This window comes from Ensifer sp. MJa1 (genome assembly GCF_037026475.1).
Classification (GTDB): domain Bacteria; phylum Pseudomonadota; class Alphaproteobacteria; order Rhizobiales; family Rhizobiaceae; genus Ensifer.
This window is the reverse complement of sequence record NZ_JAKUMO010000012.1, coordinates 87,303-103,741: the sequence shown is the minus strand read 5'-3', so window position 1 is coordinate 103,741 and position 16,439 is coordinate 87,303. Positions and strand designations below refer to the sequence as shown.

At 62.0% G+C, this 16,439-nt stretch carries 12 protein-coding genes; 4 read left to right on the top strand and 8 right to left on the bottom strand.

Annotated features, from left to right (window positions below):
* Nucleotides 1-15 precede the first annotated feature (15 nt).
* The 5 genes from MKZ91_RS17460 to MKZ91_RS17440 all read right to left on the bottom strand — a co-directional run bounded on the left by MKZ91_RS17460 (nucleotide 16) and on the right by MKZ91_RS17440 (nucleotide 6,293).
* Nucleotides 16-1,257, bottom strand: a complete 1,242-nt coding sequence (locus tag MKZ91_RS17460) for a cysteine desulfurase (RefSeq protein ID WP_336172334.1) — start codon at nucleotides 1,255-1,257, stop codon at nucleotides 16-18.
* 109 nt (nucleotides 1,258-1,366) lie between these two features.
* Nucleotides 1,367-2,647, bottom strand: coding sequence for a Fe-S cluster assembly protein SufD (gene sufD, locus MKZ91_RS17455; RefSeq protein WP_336172333.1), 1,281 nt, complete (start codon nucleotides 2,645-2,647; stop codon nucleotides 1,367-1,369).
* 22 nt (nucleotides 2,648-2,669) lie between these two features.
* Nucleotides 2,670-3,425 (bottom strand): Fe-S cluster assembly ATPase SufC, encoded by a 756-nt coding sequence (gene sufC / locus MKZ91_RS17450; protein WP_336172332.1) that lies wholly within the window; start codon nucleotides 3,423-3,425, stop codon nucleotides 2,670-2,672.
* Nucleotides 3,426-3,505: 80 nt separating this feature from the next.
* A complete protein-coding gene (gene sufB, locus MKZ91_RS17445) occupies nucleotides 3,506-4,975 on the bottom strand; it encodes a Fe-S cluster assembly protein SufB (RefSeq protein ID WP_336172331.1) in 1,470 nt (489 codons plus the stop codon).
* Between the two features lie 151 nt (nucleotides 4,976-5,126).
* Nucleotides 5,127-6,293 carry a cysteine desulfurase family protein gene (locus MKZ91_RS17440; protein WP_336172330.1) on the bottom strand — a complete coding sequence of 389 codons (1,167 nt, stop codon included), beginning with the start codon at nucleotides 6,291-6,293 and terminating at the stop codon, nucleotides 5,127-5,129.
* 224 nt (nucleotides 6,294-6,517) lie between these two features.
* On the opposite strand from MKZ91_RS17440, the gene MKZ91_RS17435 reads away from it, so the two are divergent.
* A complete protein-coding gene (locus MKZ91_RS17435) occupies nucleotides 6,518-7,195 on the top strand; it encodes an alpha/beta hydrolase (RefSeq protein ID WP_336172329.1) in 678 nt (225 codons plus the stop codon).
* A 430-nt stretch (nucleotides 7,196-7,625) separates the two neighbouring features.
* Nucleotides 7,626-8,381 (top strand): alpha/beta fold hydrolase, encoded by a 756-nt coding sequence (locus MKZ91_RS17430; protein ID WP_336172328.1) that lies wholly within the window; start codon nucleotides 7,626-7,628, stop codon nucleotides 8,379-8,381.
* Here MKZ91_RS17430 and MKZ91_RS17425 read toward each other — a convergent pair.
* On the bottom strand, nucleotides 8,344-9,543 hold the full coding sequence (locus MKZ91_RS17425; protein WP_336172327.1) for a GGDEF domain-containing protein: 1,200 nt from the start codon (nucleotides 9,541-9,543) through the stop codon (nucleotides 8,344-8,346). The two genes, MKZ91_RS17430 and MKZ91_RS17425, sit on opposite strands and share 38 nt — an antisense overlap.
* 131 nt (nucleotides 9,544-9,674) lie before the next feature.
* Nucleotides 9,675-10,811 (bottom strand): anhydro-N-acetylmuramic acid kinase, encoded by a 1,137-nt coding sequence (locus tag MKZ91_RS17420; protein WP_336172326.1) that lies wholly within the window; start codon nucleotides 10,809-10,811, stop codon nucleotides 9,675-9,677.
* Between the two features lie 97 nt (nucleotides 10,812-10,908).
* Between MKZ91_RS17420 and tyrS the strand changes: the two genes are divergently transcribed.
* Nucleotides 10,909-12,162 carry a tyrosine--tRNA ligase gene (gene tyrS, locus MKZ91_RS17415; RefSeq protein ID WP_336172325.1) on the top strand — a complete coding sequence of 418 codons (1,254 nt, stop codon included), beginning with the start codon at nucleotides 10,909-10,911 and terminating at the stop codon, nucleotides 12,160-12,162.
* 52 nt (nucleotides 12,163-12,214) lie between these two features.
* Here the strand turns inward: tyrS and MKZ91_RS17410 are convergent, their stop codons facing one another.
* The gene (locus tag MKZ91_RS17410) at nucleotides 12,215-15,607 is read right to left on the bottom strand and encodes a YhdP family protein (RefSeq protein ID WP_336172324.1); all 3,393 of its coding nucleotides are present in this window, start codon (nucleotides 15,605-15,607) and stop codon (nucleotides 12,215-12,217) included.
* Nucleotides 15,608-15,971: 364 nt separating this feature from the next.
* Between MKZ91_RS17410 and MKZ91_RS17405 the strand changes: the two genes are divergently transcribed.
* Complete coding sequence (locus tag MKZ91_RS17405; protein ID WP_336172323.1) at nucleotides 15,972-16,439, top strand: peroxiredoxin; 468 nt, start codon at nucleotides 15,972-15,974, stop codon at nucleotides 16,437-16,439.

Sequence of the window (16,439 nt, the reverse complement as noted above, 5' to 3'; positions counted from 1 at the left end):
CCTTTTACGAATTTATCAAGCGAAGAACTTGCGCGCATGCTCCAGCGCATCCGCCAGCGCATCGACCTCGGCCCGGGTATTGTACAGACCGAAGGATGCACGGCATGTGGAGGTGACGCCGAAGCGTTTCAAGAGCGGCTGGGCGCAATGCGTACCGGCGCGAACCGCCACCCCGGCGCGATCGATCACCATCGATACATCGTGCGAGTGGATGCCGGCGAGTTCGAAGGCAAAAATGCTGCCCTTGCCGGGCGCGTTGCCGAACACGCGCAGCGAATTGACGGACGACAGGCGCTCGCGCGCATAGGCGGTCAGGTCCGCCTCGTGCGCCTGGATTGCAGCACGGCCAAGCTTCTCCATGTAGTCGAGCGCATAGCCGAGCCCGATTGCCTGCACGATCGGCGGCGTGCCGGCCTCGAAGCGGTGCGGCGGATCGTTGTAGGTGACGGTGTCTTCCGTCACCACCTCGATCATTTCACCGCCGCCGAGGAACGGCCGCATTTCCTTCAGGCGATCGGTCTTGCCGTAGAGCACGCCGATGCCGGAGGGGCCATAGAGCTTGTGGCCGGTCATCACGTACCAGTCGCAATCGATGTCCTGGACATCGACAGGCATGTGCACGGCGCCCTGGCTGCCGTCGATGAGCACCGGGATGCCGCGTTCGCGGGCGATGCGGCAGATTTCCTTCACCGGAACGACCGTGCCCAGCGCATTCGACATATGGGTGATGGCGATGAGCTTGGTCTTGTCGGTCAGGCATTTGACGAAATCGTCGACATTGAGCGCGCCGTCGTCGTCGACTGGAACCCAGACGAGCTTGGCGCCCTGGCGTTCGCGAATGAAGTGCCAGGGAACGATGTTGGAGTGATGCTCCATGATGGAGAGCACGATCTCGTCACCCTCGCCAAGCTTGGGCATGCCGTAGCCATAGGCGACCGTGTTGATCGCTTCGGTCGAGGACTTGGTGAAGATGACGTTGTCGACCGAAGGCGCATTGAGGAAGCGGCGTACCTTTTCGCGCGCCGCCTCATAGGCTTCCGTCGCGGCGTTCGACAGGAAATGCAGGCCGCGATGGACATTGGCATATTCGTTGGCATAGGCATGGGAGATCGCGTCGATCACGACCTGCGGCTTCTGTGCCGATGCGCCGTTGTCGAGATAGACAAGCGGCTTGCCATAGACGGTCCGCGACAGGATCGGGAAATCCTTGCGGATCGTTTCGACGTCGTAGGCGGGCACCGGTACAGAGTGTTCCATGTCTTTCAATCCAATTGCGCTACAGCGCCGCGCGTTCTTGAAGACACGCTAAGTCGCCGTACCATGTTGAACTGCTGCATGGCTCAAGATCGAACCATGCAGAAGCCTGTCAGGCGTGCTTGTCGAGCCAGGCCGAGATGACCTCTTCGAGCGATTCGACCAGCGCCTCGTGGTCCTCAAGCTCTTCGACGATCTCGGCAACGAAGGCATTGACGAGCATCGCCCGTGCCTTGTTCTCCGGAACGCCACGCGCCATCAGATAGAAGAGCTGCGTGTGGTCGATATCAGCGACCGTCGCACCGTGGCCGCACTGCACGTCGTCAGCGAAGATTTCGAGCTCCGGCTTGGCCGAGAGATCGGCGTCGTCGGACAGAAGCAGCGTGTTGCACGCCATCTTCGCGTCGGTCTTCTGCGCGTCCTTGGCGACCAGGATCTTGCCCTGGAACACGCCCTTGGCGCGGTCGAACACGACATTGCGGATGATCTCGGTCGAGGTCGTGTGCGGTACGTTGTGGCCGAGCGTGAAGGTCACGTCCGTGTGGCTTTCGCCGCCGAGCAGGTTGATACCGCGCAACTTGAAGTCAGCGCCCTCGCCGCTCGTCTTGCCGTGAATCTCCTGACGCACCAGCTTGCCGCCGGCGTTGATGACGAAGAGATGCAGCTTGGCGTTCTTGCCGAGGTCGAAGCGGATCTGGCCGAGATGGGTATCGGCAGCGCCCTGCTGCTGCAGGATGATCCAGATGACATCGGCACCTTCGGCAAGCGTCACGTCGCTGACGGAGGAAACGAAGCTCTCGGCGTCCTTGGTCGACAGATGCCGCTCGATCACGGTCGCCTTGGCGCCGGCACCGAAGGTGACCGGGAAGCGCGTATGCGCCTGGCCAAGGCTCTGCACCAGCTGGATTTCCAGCGGATCTTCGAGCGAGGTTTCCGCGGCCACATCGATTTCGAGACCGCCGCGAACGAGACCGCCATTGATGCGGCCGATCGCGTCGTCAAAGCCGAGCACGGCAAGGCCGGCCGTGGCCGAACCGTCGAGCAGGCTGTCGACGTAGGAGCGCACGGTCACGCCATCAGGCAGGTTGCCCTTGATATCTGCGTGGCCGTTGCGGACCGAAAGCACTGTCGAGCCCGGAACCAGCGCGTCGACGCGATCGGCGAATGCCGTCGGGTCAGCGGCCGGCACGGTGCGCAGCAGCGTGCGCAGGTCGGTATAGTGCCAGGATTCGACACGGCGGGTCGGAAGGCCGGCCGTGCGCAGTTCGTGCACCAGCGTGTCACGAACCGAGAGCACCGAACCATCACCCGGCAGATCACCAATCTGGTTGGTATAGGCGTCGACGAGCGCCGTTTCGGCCGCCGTCATCTTGATTGCCTGTTGCATATTCATTCGAACACTCCTTCAACAGGCGTCAAGCCGCGGCCTCGATGATGTCCGCGTAGCCGTTGGCTTCGAGTTCGTGCGCCAGCGTCTTGTCGCCCGACTTGATCACCTGGCCCTTGTAGAGCACGTGAACCGTGTCCGGAACGATGTAGTCGAGCAGGCGCTGGTAGTGGGTGATGACGACGACGGCGCGGTCCGGCGAGCGCAGCGCGTTCACGCCGTCTGCAACGATCTTGAGCGCGTCGATGTCGAGGCCCGAATCCGTCTCGTCGAGCACGCACAGCTTCGGCTGGAGCAGCGACATCTGCAGGATTTCGGCGCGCTTCTTCTCACCGCCGGAGAAGCCGACGTTGAGCGGACGACGCAGCATTTCCGGAGCGATCTTCAGCTCGGCTGCGGCTTCCTTGACGCGGCGCATGAATTCCGGCGTCGTCAGTTCGTCGTCGCCGCGATACTTGCGCTGCTCGTTCATCGCCACCTTCAGGAATTGCATGGTGGCAACGCCGGGGATTTCGACCGGATACTGGAAGGCCAGGAAGATGCCCTTGGCCGCGCGCTCGGAAGCGTCGAGCTCAAGGATGCTCTCGCCGTTGTAGAGAATGTCGCCTTCGGTCACTTCGTAGTCTTCGCGGCCCGAGAGGATGTAGGACAGCGTCGACTTGCCGGAGCCGTTCGGGCCCATGATGGCGGCGACTTCGCCGGCCTTCACGGTGAGGTTCAGGCCACGGATGATTTCAGTGCCGTCTTCGGCGATGCGGGCGTGCAGGTTCTTGATTTCAAGCATTTCTATCGTCCTCTTGGGAAACGAACGTTCGTTCGCGCGCAAACTCTCGGTGCGCGCCATTCAATTTTCAGTCCGGGGCCCTAGCCGACCGAGCCTTCGAGCGAGATGCCGATCAGCTTCTGCGCTTCGACAGCAAATTCCATCGGCAGTTCCTGGATCACTTCCTTGACGAAGCCGTTGACGATCAGCGCGATCGCCGCTTCGGTCGGGATGCCGCGCTGCAGGCAGTAGAACAGCTGGTCCTCGGATATCTTCGACGTCGTCGCCTCGTGCTCGAACTGTGCCGTCGAGTTCTTCGCCTCGATGTAGGGAACGGTGTGCGCGCCGCACTTGTCGCCGATCAAAAGCGAATCGCACTGGGTGAAGTTGCGGGCGTTCTCGGCCTTGCGGTGGGCCGAAACCTGGCCGCGATAGGTGTTTTCCGAAACGCCGGCAGCGATACCCTTGGAGACGATGCGGCTTGACGTGTTCTTGCCGAGATGGATCATCTTGGTGCCGCTATCGATCTGCTGATGACCGTTGGAAACGGCGATCGAGTAGAACTCGCCGCGCGAACCGTCGCCGCGCAGGATGCAGGACGGGTACTTCCAGGTGATCGCCGAACCGGTCTCGACCTGCGTCCAGGAGATCTTGGAGTTCTTGCCACGGCAATCGCCACGCTTGGTGACGAAGTTGTAGATGCCGCCCTTGCCTTCCTTGTCGCCCGGGTACCAGTTCTGCACCGTCGAGTACTTGATCTCGGCGTCATCGAGCGCAACCAGTTCGACAACGGCCGCGTGAAGCTGGTTCTCGTCGCGCTGCGGCGCGGTGCAGCCTTCCAGGTAGGACACATAGGCGCCGTCTTCGGCGATGATCAGCGTGCGCTCGAACTGGCCGGTGTTCTTCTCGTTGATACGGAAGTAGGTCGACAGTTCCATCGGGCAACGAACGCCCTTCGGCACGAACACGAAGGAGCCGTCGGTAAAGACCGCCGAGTTCAGCGTCGCATAGTAGTTGTCGGTCGTCGGAACGACGGAGCCGAGATACTTCTTCACGAGATCCGGATGCTCGCGGATCGCCTCGGAGATCGACATGAAGATCACGCCGGCCTTCTTCAGTTCTTCCTTGAAGGTGGTGACGACCGAGACGCTGTCGAATACGGCGTCGACGGCGATCTTCGACTTCTGCACGCCGGCGAGGATTTCCTGTTCCTTCAGCGGAATGCCGAGCTTTTCGTAGACCTTGAGGATCTCGGGATCGACTTCGTCGAGCGACTTCGGACCGGTCACGCCCTTGGGAGCGGCGTAGTAGTAGATCTCGTTGAAGTCGATCTTCGGATAGCTGACGCGCGCCCAGGTCGGCTCTTCGAGCGTCAGCCAGCGGCGGTAGGCCTCAAGACGCCATTCCAGCATCCATTCCGGCTCGTCTTTCTTCGCCGAGATGAAACGGATGATGTCTTCCGAAAGGCCCTTCGGCGCCTTCTCGACTTCGATAGTCGTCTCGAAGCCATACTTATACTGGTCCACGTCGATCTGGCGGACCTGATCAATGGTTTCCTGCACGGCAGGCATGTCGTTCTCCAATCTTGCCGGATCCAAGGTCCGGCAGCTTGTCAGCGCGGTGTGACTTGGCGCACCGCTTATGTAATGGCTAAAAGGCGCTTTTCACCCTGTTTGCCAAGCGGAAAATTGCTTTTCCGCAATTTCGTCCCACCACGTCGCCTCAGGCGGCCTGCCCCGGCATGCGCCGCCTTGCTGCTACCTTCGCAAAGGCTGCTGCGCAACGTTCGATTTCGGCTTCACTTGTCGTTTCGCCGATCGATATCCTAAGAGCACCCTGACGCGGATCGTAGCCCATCGCCGTCAACACATGGCTCCGCCCGACCTTGCCGGAGGAGCAGGCCGATCCCGCCGAAAGTGCCACCCCTTCGAGATCAAACGCGATCTGTCCGGTTTCCGCCTTCAGGCCAGGAAGCGTGAAGAAGATGGTGTTGCCAACGCGCGAAACGTCGCGGCCATGAATGACCACATCGGCGGCTGCCGCCTGCATCTCGCGCTCGAGGCTGTCGCGGAGTGCTGTGATCGGCGCCATCCGTGCGGCAACGTCCACACCGACCTTGCGGGCGGCTGCGGCAAAGCCTGCAATCGCCACCGGATTTTCAGTCCCCGAGCGGTGCCCCTTTTCCTGTCCGCCACCGCGGATCAGCGGCGCCGGCATCATCACTTCGCCGCGGGCGACGAGCGCGCCTGCGCCCTTGGGGCCGCCGATCTTGTGCGACGACAGAATGAGGAAATCGGCGCCGAGGTCCTCAATCGCAAGCGGAGTGCGGCCGGCGGCCTGCACCGCATCGACGACAAGGATGCCGCCGACAGTGCGAACGATCTCGGCAATCGCGGCAACCGGTTGAATGATTCCAGTCTCATTGTTGACCAGCATGACGGCGACCATCGGCAGGCCGAGCGCACGGTCATGCGCGGCGAGCAGTTCGCGTAGCGCATGCAGGTCGACAACGCCGGCAGAGGTCACCGGAATTTCACTAAGTGCTTCGCGCGGGAAACGTCCACCTTCGCGCACGGCCGGGTGCTCGATCGCCGAAGCATAGAGCTTGCCGATCTTGAGCGGCGTGCGGCCCATGCGGAAGTCCGGCGTAAGCACCAGGTTGGCCGCTTCCGTCGCGCCGCTGGTGAAGATGACGCTTGCGGCCTTCGCGCCACAAAGTCCGGCTACATCGCGACGGGCATTCTCGATCAGCGTGCGCACCGCCCGGCCCTCGCCGTGAACGGACGACGGATTGCCGATGAGGTCGAGCGCAGACAGGCACGCGCTGCGCGCGTCGCTCGAAAGCGGCGCCGTGGCGTTCCAGTCCATGTAGATGCGCGAACCCGACATGATTTCCTTCGCTAGAACAACAGGCTGCAAGCCGGCAACAACCGGCGATGCATTTTCCTTGAATTTTCCGCGCCGCTTGCCTTATGAGACGAAGCACAGGGCGGAATGCCCGCACAGAAGTTTTGAACGGTTCTAAACTAGGTTTTAGAAAAGCTGACTGCTTTCGTCAAGACTGATCGCGATCTGAAACCAAGATTCGAACCAGGAACACGCCCGGAGAGCCAATGCCCGAAATCATCTTCAACGGACCCGCCGGCCGCCTCGAAGGCCGCTATCAGCCTTCGAAGCAGAAGAGCGCGCCGATCGCCATCATCCTGCACCCGCACCCGCAGTTCGGCGGCACGATGAACAACCAGATCGTCTACCAGCTCTTTTACATGTTCCAGAAGCGCGGTTTTACGACACTGCGGTTCAATTTCCGCGGCATCGGCCGCAGCCAGGGCGAATTCGACCACGGCGCGGGTGAGCTTTCCGACGCAGCCTCGGCGCTCGACTGGGTGCAGAGCCTGCATCCGGATTCCAAGAGCTGCTGGGTCGCCGGCTATTCCTTCGGCGCCTGGATCGGCATGCAGCTCCTGATGCGTCGCCCGGAAATCGAAGGCTTCATGGCCGTGGCGCCGCAGCCCAACATCTACGACTTCTCGTTCCTGGCGCCCTGCCCGTCGTCCGGCCTGATCATCAATGGCGATTCGGACAAGGTGGCGCCGGAAAAGGACGTCAACGGTCTCGTTGAGAAGCTGAAGGCCCAGAAGGGCATTCTCATCACGCACCGCACGGTGCCTGGCGCCAACCACTTCTTCAATGGCCAGGTCGAAAGCCTGATGGGCGAATGCGAGGATTATCTCGACCGTCGCCTGAACGGCGAACTGACGCCGGAACCGGCGGCCAAGCGCATTCGCTGATTGGACTTGATCAAGTCGGAGCGCCGCGTACCCCTTGGGTGCGCGGCGCTTTTTTTATGGCGCCAGCCAGCGCTCTCCGCCCGGTCTGACCCGCCGCATCGACCGCAGGGCGCCGCGAGCAATTGCGCTCACCCGTTTTGATGAGTTCCAGGCCGGTGCAAACAGCGTATAGTGCAATCCTAGGGTGTTCGTGGGGAATTCCGGTTATTTTGAGTTGATCGGCCCATGCCCTTGGCATGCGTGTCCTGGATCACGTTCAGCGTCTTTGGGAGGGTGCTAGACGGAAGTGCTGGGCGTGCCATCTGGCGGACCGAAGTGGCTGTCCCTTCCAGATACTCCGGAGCTTCCTCCTGCTGCCCGGTCTGAGGTTGTCCGCGTCCCAGGTGCCGACATTTGGTACGCCTCCTATGGTTCAGGCGAGCCGGTCATCATGCTGCACGGCGGCCTCGCCAATTCCAACTACTGGGGGCGTCAGGTGCCCGACCTTGCCAGATCCTGCCAGGTGATCGTGATGGACACCCGCAGCCACGGGCGCAGCAGCGCTGACGGCCTGGAGATCAGCTATGATCTGATGGTTTGCGATGTCATCGGGCTGATGGACCATCTGAACGTATCGAGCAGCGCCGTGATCGGCTGGAGTGACGGCGCGATTACCGGCCAGAAGATGGCGATGCGTTATCCCGAGCGGATCAGCGGTTTGTTTGCCTTCGGTGCGAACAGCAAACCATCCGGCACCTACGACCTGACCAACTGCGCGATGTTTCAGGCATACGAGGCTCGAGCGAGCGCGGAATACCGGAGCCTGTCTCCCACCCCCGGCGCCTATGGCGCGTTTTATGATCAGATGCTGAAGATGTGGACGACGCAGCCGAACATGACCGAGCGCAACCTCCAGGGGATCCAGGTGCCCGTCTGGGTCGTCGACGGCGATCATGAGGAGGTCATCCAGCGCAGCGACACGCTGTTCATCGCCGACAACATTCCGAACGCTGGTCTCTTCATCCAGCCGGAAGTCAGTCACTTTTCCCTGCTGCAGGACCCGGACCAGTTCACGCAGGACATACTTCGCTTCCTGCAGGCAAAGGGCATCGGCACCGCATCCGGCGCGTCCGCCCGGCGGCTGGCGATGAATGCCCTTGCAGATGCGCCTAGTGGCGGCCGATCCAGTGAGGCACGGCCGGATTGACGATCGTCATCGGCATATCGGCGCATTCGACGCGATTGCGCCCATTCTCCTTGGCCGCATAGAGCGCCTTGTCGGCGCGCTGCATCACGAGGTCGAGCGTCTCGCCGCGACCAACGGCTGCGACGCCGAAGCTCGAGGTTATCCGGGCCGCTTCCGGCAGGCCGGCAATCTGTTGAGACATGATCGCCGCGCGCATCCCATGGGCAACGACGCGCGCCTCCGACAGATCCGTGCAAGGCAGAAACACGGCGAACTCCTCGCCGCCGAGGCGTCCGGCGACGGCACGGTTCGGCATGACGTCCATCAGTACCCGTGCGAAGCGGCGAATCACCTCGTCGCCGGTGTGGTGCCCATAGGTGTCGTTGACGAGCTTGAAGCGATCGAGATCGGCGAGGATCAGCGTCCCTGGCGTTTCGCTCGGGCGGGCGTGCAGCAAAGGCGTGACACGCTCCATGAAACCGCGGCGATTGTAGAGCCCGGAAAGCAGGTCGATTTCCGAGCGGGCCTGGGCGTCGTCGATGATGTCCTTGACCATCACGCCAAGCATCGCAAGGCCGGCGCCGACAATCAGCATCGCGCCCAGCGCCTGGGAAATGAGTGCAAACGGACTGGAAACATAGTCCTGGGCTGTGGCGCCTGATCCGGCCATCACGGCTGCATAAATCTTGATGAGATAGTAGCTGGCCGACAGGGCGAGCAGGCTGAAGAGCAGCCAGTCGAAGAAGGAGCGGCGTCCCGAGCGGAGGACCACGGATGCAGTCCATGCAAGCACGGCAAAGAATGGCAATTGATAGAAGAAGGCATGGCGCAATGTGCTGCGCGGCAGATCGTAGATTGCCAGGTCAAGTGCCACGCCGGCGACAAGGCAGGCGCCAAGCAACGGCCAGCGCACCGGTACCTGATAAAAGAGCCCCAGGCCGAAGCGCAGCAGGCAGAAGCCGCCGAGCACCGAGGCAAAGGCGCCGACGGCAAAGAACTTCGGCGAGGACGAGAACGGCACGATGGCTTCGCAGACGGCGGCAAGCGAGGCAACGGCAAATCCGGCGGCACACCAAAGGGCCGCGCGGCGCTGGCGGCTCTTGGTGGCAATGGTGAGAAATGCGGCCGTGAAGATCTGCGCGATGATGAAGTTCACAGCCAGCAGAGAAATCGCACCACCCATCGACGAATCCGAACTTTCATGCAGCGCAATGTTGTTTTTTCCGCATAATACGTCAGCGGCCGCCGATGTTAACGCTCCGATGCGAAGAATTGATTAATCCCTTTGGTAGCGGGCGGCAGGTTGTGGAGCGCTCAACCGGCGGGCCTTGGCGCGTGGATTCCGCCCGTCACCGGATGGCTGACGCCGGTGGTCCCCGGATAGGTCAATGGCAAGCGGCGTTCTGCGCGAACGGCCAGATAGGCCCAGGCCTCCGCCTCCATCGAGTCGCCGTTGAAGCCGGCGTCCTCGGCGACAATGACGGCGGCGCCTTGCGCTTCGGCAAGTGTACTCAGGTCGCGCATGATCACCGGGTTGAGGCGGCCCCCGCCGCAGACGATGTAGGTCGCTGGCCGCTGCGGCAGGTGTGCCGCCGATTTGACGACTGCCGCTGCCGTCACATGGGCGAGCGTGCGAGCCCCGTCTGCCAGGCCAGCCTCGCGGCCTTCCGGCGGTGAGAAATCATTGCGATCCAGGGAGCGGCGTTGCTTCGCCGTGAAGAAGGCGTTGGAGAGATAGCGTTCGGCGAGTTCCGGCAGAATGGCTCCTTCGCTTGCGATCATGCCGCCCTGGTCATAGGGGATGCCGGCATGCGCCTCCACCCATTGATCGATGAGCGTGTTCCCAGGTCCGCTGTCATAGGCAATCAGCGTATCGCCCGTGCCAATGAAGGTGAGGTTGGAAATGCCGCCGATGTTGACGAACACTACCGGTGCTTTCAGCCCGCGCTCCGTGGCCGCTCCGCGCGAAAGCGCAGCGTGATAGGCGGGGATCAGCGGAGCACCCTGCCCGCCGTGCTCCATGTCGTTGGCGCGCATGTCGTAGATGACATCGATGCCCGTCTCGCGCCCAAGCAGGAAGCCATCGCCGATCTGCACCGTCAATGCTTCGTCCGGGCGGTGCAACACGGTTTGGCCGTGGAACCCGACGAGGTCGATCTCGGCAGCATAAAGACTGTTTTGCTGCAGGAACGCCTTCACCGCCTGAGCGTGCAAGAGGGTCAGTTCGCTTTCAAGGTCCCGCAGTGCTCCCGGCCTTTGATCACGTTGCGTGATCGCCTTGGCGTCGACGAGCCCCTGCTTCAGTCGCTCACGAAAACGCGCATCATAGGCAAAGCCGGCAGACGGCCCGCGCTCGACGACGCTCTCGCCGTCGGTGCGCAGCAGGGCGACGTCGATGCCGTCCATGCTCGTGCCGCTCATCAGGCCGATTGCCGTTCTCATCTGTGTCATCGCGTCAACATTTCCAGAATCACTTTTGGAGTGATTATGCGCAAAAACAGTGCTAAACGCCCGTTCGTTCAAAACCTCCCCGCAAGAGAGACAGATCATGTCCGGTTTCAAGTCCGATTTCCTTCACACCCTCAGCGAGCGTGGTTTCATCCACCAGATCTCCGACGAGTCTGGCCTGGATGAGCTGTTCCGCAAGGAAACCGTGACGGCCTATATCGGCTTCGATCCGACCGCGCCGAGCCTGCATGCCGGCGGCCTGATCCAGATCATGATGCTGCACTGGATGCAGGCTACCGGCCATCGGCCGATCTCGCTGATGGGCGGCGGCACCGGCATGGTTGGCGATCCGTCCTTCAAGGACGAGGCACGCCAGCTGATGACGCCGGCGACGATCGGCGCCAACATCGCCAGCATCAAGACGGTCTTCTCGAACTACCTCACCTATGGCGAAGGCCCCAAGGACGCGTTGATGATCAACAACGCCGACTGGCTGCTGGGCATCAACTACCTCGAATTCCTGCGCGACGTTGGCCGTCACTTCTCGGTCAACCGCATGCTGTCGTTTGACAGCGTCAAGACGCGGCTTGATCGCGAGCAGTCGCTGTCTTTCCTGGAATTCAACTACATGATCCTGCAGGCCTACGACTTCGTCGAGTTGCACAAGCGCACCGGCTGCCGTCTGCAGATGGGCGGTTCGGACCAGTGGGGCAACATCATCAACGGTATCGATCTCGGCCACCGCATGGGCACCGAGCAGCTCTATGCGCTGACCTCGCCGCTGCTGACGACGTCGTCCGGCGCCAAGATGGGCAAGTCGGTCAACGGCGCCATCTGGCTTAACCCTGACATGCTGTCGGCCTACGACTTCTGGCAGTACTGGCGCAACACCGAGGACGCCGACGTTACCCGTTTCCTCAAGCTCTACACGACGCTGCCGATGGCCGAGATCGAGCGGCTTTCCAAGCTTGGTGGCTCGGAGATCAACGAGGTCAAAAAGATCCTGGCGACCGAGATCACCGCCATGCTGCACGGCCGCCCGGCCGCCGAGCAGGCGGCTGAAACTGCGCGCAAGACCTTCGAAGAAGGCGCGCTTGCCGACAACCTGCCTTCGGTCGAGATTCCGACCGCAGAGCTCGAGGCCGGGCTCGGCCTGCTGACGCTGATCGTACGTGCCGGCCTTGCTGCCTCCAACGGCGAGGCGCGCCGTCATGTCCAGGGTGGCGCGGTCAGGATCAACGACGAGGCCGTCAGCGACGAGCGCCGGGTCATCGGCTCCGGTGACGTGACCGGCGACAACGTCGTCAAGCTCTCGCTTGGCAAGAAGAAGCACATCCTGGTGCGTCCGGTCTGAGCCGTGGCTTCATGATGTAGCGCTGAGAGGCCGGCCATTGCGCCGGCCTTTTTCATTGGAACTCGAAAATGCTGCGGAAGACGCCCGGCGCGATGATCGACAATGGGTTGATCGTCAGCTTCGGCTGGTTGAAGGGGCCGTTGAGCTTGAAGGTAATGCCAAGCAGACCACGGTCGCGCCCATTGCCGAGCAGCACGCCGATCAGCGGAAGCTCACCGAAGAGACGGTTCAGCCCATAGGCCGGCATGAAGGTGCCGGTCATGTCCATGTTGCCGTTGTTGTCGCGCACGGTTCCCTGGAAGGTCGCTCCGACGTCGGTACCGCGCAACACCCCGCCATCGATACGGATCGCACCGCGGTCGAGTGCAAGCTGTGCGAAACCGCGCTCGAAGCGGGCGCTGCTGACGTCGATGTCGCGGCGGACCGCCTGGTTGAGGCTGCGTCCGTCGGCGCCCGTCGGCGTCGATACCATCGATTGCAGCCGCTGTTCCCCGACGAGCTGGAACTTGCGGATATCGACGGTCCCGCGCCATGAGCGCCCCCCTCGATCACGCAGTTTCAGATTAAGCAGGCCGCCGCGCATGTTCTGGTAGATGTCGGCAAATCGCGCCAGCGATCCGGCGTCACCGGTGGTCACCTCAAGCGTATTGTCGGCACCGGCCTTGGCCAGCCGCGCGACCAGCGCCTGGCCGCTGTCAGTGACGGCTGAAAGGTTGACGTCCTCGATCTGACGTCCCCGCTCGGCATAGACCAGATTGACGTTGGACAGCGTTTCTCCGTTGAAACCGGTGACACGGTCGAGCTGGGCCTTGATGGTGACGTCGTCGCCGCCGCTCTGGTTCTGGTCGCTCCCGGACTTCAACTGCGCCAGGATTGGCCTTATGTCGGCGGCAGCGCCACTCAGGGTCGCCGTGTAGCCACCCTTGGCGCGATCGACGTCGACCTTGAAATCGTCGCCTTGGGCCAAACGGACACTATCGAGATCCGCCGAGAGCAGGCCACCATCGTCGACCTTCAGCGAGCCACGTGCGCCGAAACCGTCGCCGGCGATCGCAAAATCGCTGATCGTCGCGATCTCGCCCTCGATGCTCGACGTGAACTGCACTTCGGCCGGGATCCCGACACCCTTGCTCCAGCCAATCCAGGGAAGCGACAACGCAGCTTTGGTAAGGCCGACCTTGGCCTTCTGCCTGTTGGCCTCGTCGATCGCGACATCGACCGTGATCGGCCCCGACACGATCCGCGACAGACCGGGAATGAGTTTCTGCCAGACGCCCTCGTCCAGCGTGCCCGAAATTTCGCGCGAACGTTTTACGGTCGAGCTCGCATCGACGGGTTCCGTCAGCGCGATCTTGACTTTGGCGCCTTCGATCCGCGCATCCGCATCGAGCACCGCCTGCTGATTGTCGACCCGGAAGGTTCCGGCGAGGTCCGATACCGCGCGCCCGAACATTGCATTGTTCACGGTGACCTTTTCGAGCTGCATCTCCACCTGCCAGAGTGGCTTCGGCGGATGCTGGTCCGAGATCAGGCCGAAGCGTGCGCCGACGAGAGCGGTCAGCGGACCGCTGAAATCTTCCGGCAGCAACGGTGTTTTCTGCAGCGCCTGGATCGGCTTGTAGCTGACGAGCTCGGCAATCGCGTCGGCATTGCCGCCGACCTCGATCTTCATCTCTGCCATCAGCGGCTTGGTGTAGACGTCGGGAAGAATGAAATCACCGCCATTCAGCGCCACCGAACGACCGGATGGGAAAAAGGCTGTGCCCTGCCCCACCTGGACCGTCATCCGTTGGCCGCTCAGCTTGAACTGGCCGGACGTGTCACGCAGTGGCGGAATTTCGCCTGTGATGTTGATGCGCGTGTCGTCGATATCGAAGTTGATGTTGAGTTCCTGCTCGTTGAGCTTCAACTCACCCTCGGTATTGGCGATCCGACCGGCGGCGAGCGACACTTCGATGCGCGCATTGGTGACGGTACCGCCGAAAAGATTGCCGATGGCCCAGCGCCGAGCACCCTTGGCGATCCACCACGGCCACAATTGCTTGACCGCGGTTGCCTCCAACCGATCGCTGACCGACGCAAAACTGATCTGCGGCGAGGTCTCGCCGAAAGCGACCGAAAGCGATCCAAACATCGAGCCGAGCGGGCTCGATACGGCAAGCTCGTCGAAGATCAGTCGGTGTGTGTCGGATGTGAACCGGCCGGTCGCCTTGGCATCGAAGACCAACGGCTGCTCGGCGATGTCTTCAGGCGCCGAGCTGGCGTTCTTCAAGAGCAGGTCGATGGCAAAGCCCTTTTCCGTGGTGCCAGCCATCTTGTCGAGGTCGATGATGGCCCCGGTGAACGGAAAGTTCGAGCGCCCCATCTTGACCACGGACGGGAGGATCTCGATCGCGGAACGCTCGAAATCGTAGGCGATATCCACCTGCGAAGGATTGACGGTCGAGACAAGACCGCCCGCGTGGAACGCGCCCTTGGAGGTGCGCACCGAAACGCGCAGATCCGGCTTTGCGTTGCCGACCGCGCGTGTGGCCTTGAGTGTCAGCCCAGCCGTCGCATCAATGCCAAAGGCCTGCTCGGCACCCGACTTGCCGTGATAAAAGAATGGCGCAAGCGGCAGGTTGGTGATTGCCGCTTCAAAGCCGGTCACATGCCCGCTCTGACCAAGAGCGCCAGCGCTGAGCTCGACCTCCACCCCGTCTATCGTGACGTTGCCCTTGACGCTCATCGAGCCGTCTGACTCGCGATTGAACTCCAGTTCCGAGGCGACGATCGGCACGACGCGCTTGCGCGCGCCGACGACGGAGAAATTGAAATCGGAAAGCGTTACCGTCTGGCTGCCGCGCCCCGCCGCCATCTGCGACATGCGGTCGACATGGGCGAAGATTGCTTCGAGCGCCTCGCCAACGTCGGCGATGCGGACCTTGGTAAGGTCGAGCGGTTCGCCTCTGGGAAGGAGCCCGGTGTCGAATTCACCGCCGTCCGCTTCCAGACTTGAGACGGCAATGCGTCCGGTCATCAGCGCGACGGGGTCGAGCGCGATCGAAATCGAACGGAGCCTGGCGACGGGCTGGCCGGACGTCGCCTCGCTAAGTGCCACCTCCCGCGCCTTGAGTGCGAGCGCGCCGTTGCTGGTCATGCGGATGACGGTGCTGCCGACTTCGGCACGGTAGGCGTCGCCGAGCGCAGCATTGAGCGCTGTGCGGGCTCGCGCATTCAGCGTGCTGTCCATCATTCCGCTTTCGATGACGGCAACGAGGCTCGCCCCGATCACGAAAGCACAAAGAAACAGGCCCATCGCGACTTTGGCGCAGAAACGGAGGATCCCGTTCTTGCGTGGGGCGTGCACGATGATGGGATCGTGTGCCTGCGCTGAAGGCAACGCATGCAAAGCGACGATGTCTTTCTTGCGAAAGCCGACTTTTTCGCCGCGGATTTCACTCATCAGCGCGGATGCCCTTCGTTCATTTCGAGCGTCAATGCCGCCCCATTGCGTTGCTGCGGCTGGCGACGACTGCTTGCTACTCTAGACCACATGTCGTCATGCAGAGTCACGATGAGACGCGGGACCATGCTGTGGAAAGCCGGCACTCAGCAACGGGAATCGCGCGCGCAGCCGACAGTCACGCTTCGTAGCGGCCCAAGCCGTCCGAAACCTGTCGAATCTAGCACAAATGCGCTGGACGATAGTTGACGAATTTCGATATGCCCTACAGCGCCGCGCGTCTTATCAGACGCGCAAAGGTCGCTGTAGCACTTCGCAGTAGCGTCCGATTGTCTGCAAAACTTGGCGGAAGGAAGGTTTATTCATGGCAAGACCCGTCCCAGGCGATGTCGCTCCCGACTTCACGCTGCCGCGCGACGGTGGCGGCACGATTTCGCTTTCTGCCCTGCGCGGCCGGCCGGTCGTGTTGTTCTTCTATCCGAAGGACGACACGCAGGCTTGCACGCTCGAGGCAATCTCCTTCTCCGAACTGGTCGACGAATTCGCTGCCGCCGGTATCGCCCTGATCGGGCTTTCGCCTGATTCGGTGAAGAAGCACGATCGCTTCGCCAAGAAGCACAACCTAACCGTTACGCTCGCCGCCGACGAAGAAAAGGCTGTCGTCGACGCCTATGGCGTCTGGGTGGAAAAGACGATGTACGGCCGCAAGTACATGGGCGTCGAGCGCAGCACGTTCCTGATCGGCGCTGACGGCGTCGTTCTCAGGGTTTGGGAGAAGGTGAAGGTCGACGGGCACGCCCGTGAGGTCCTGGACGCGGCAAAGGCGCTTTGA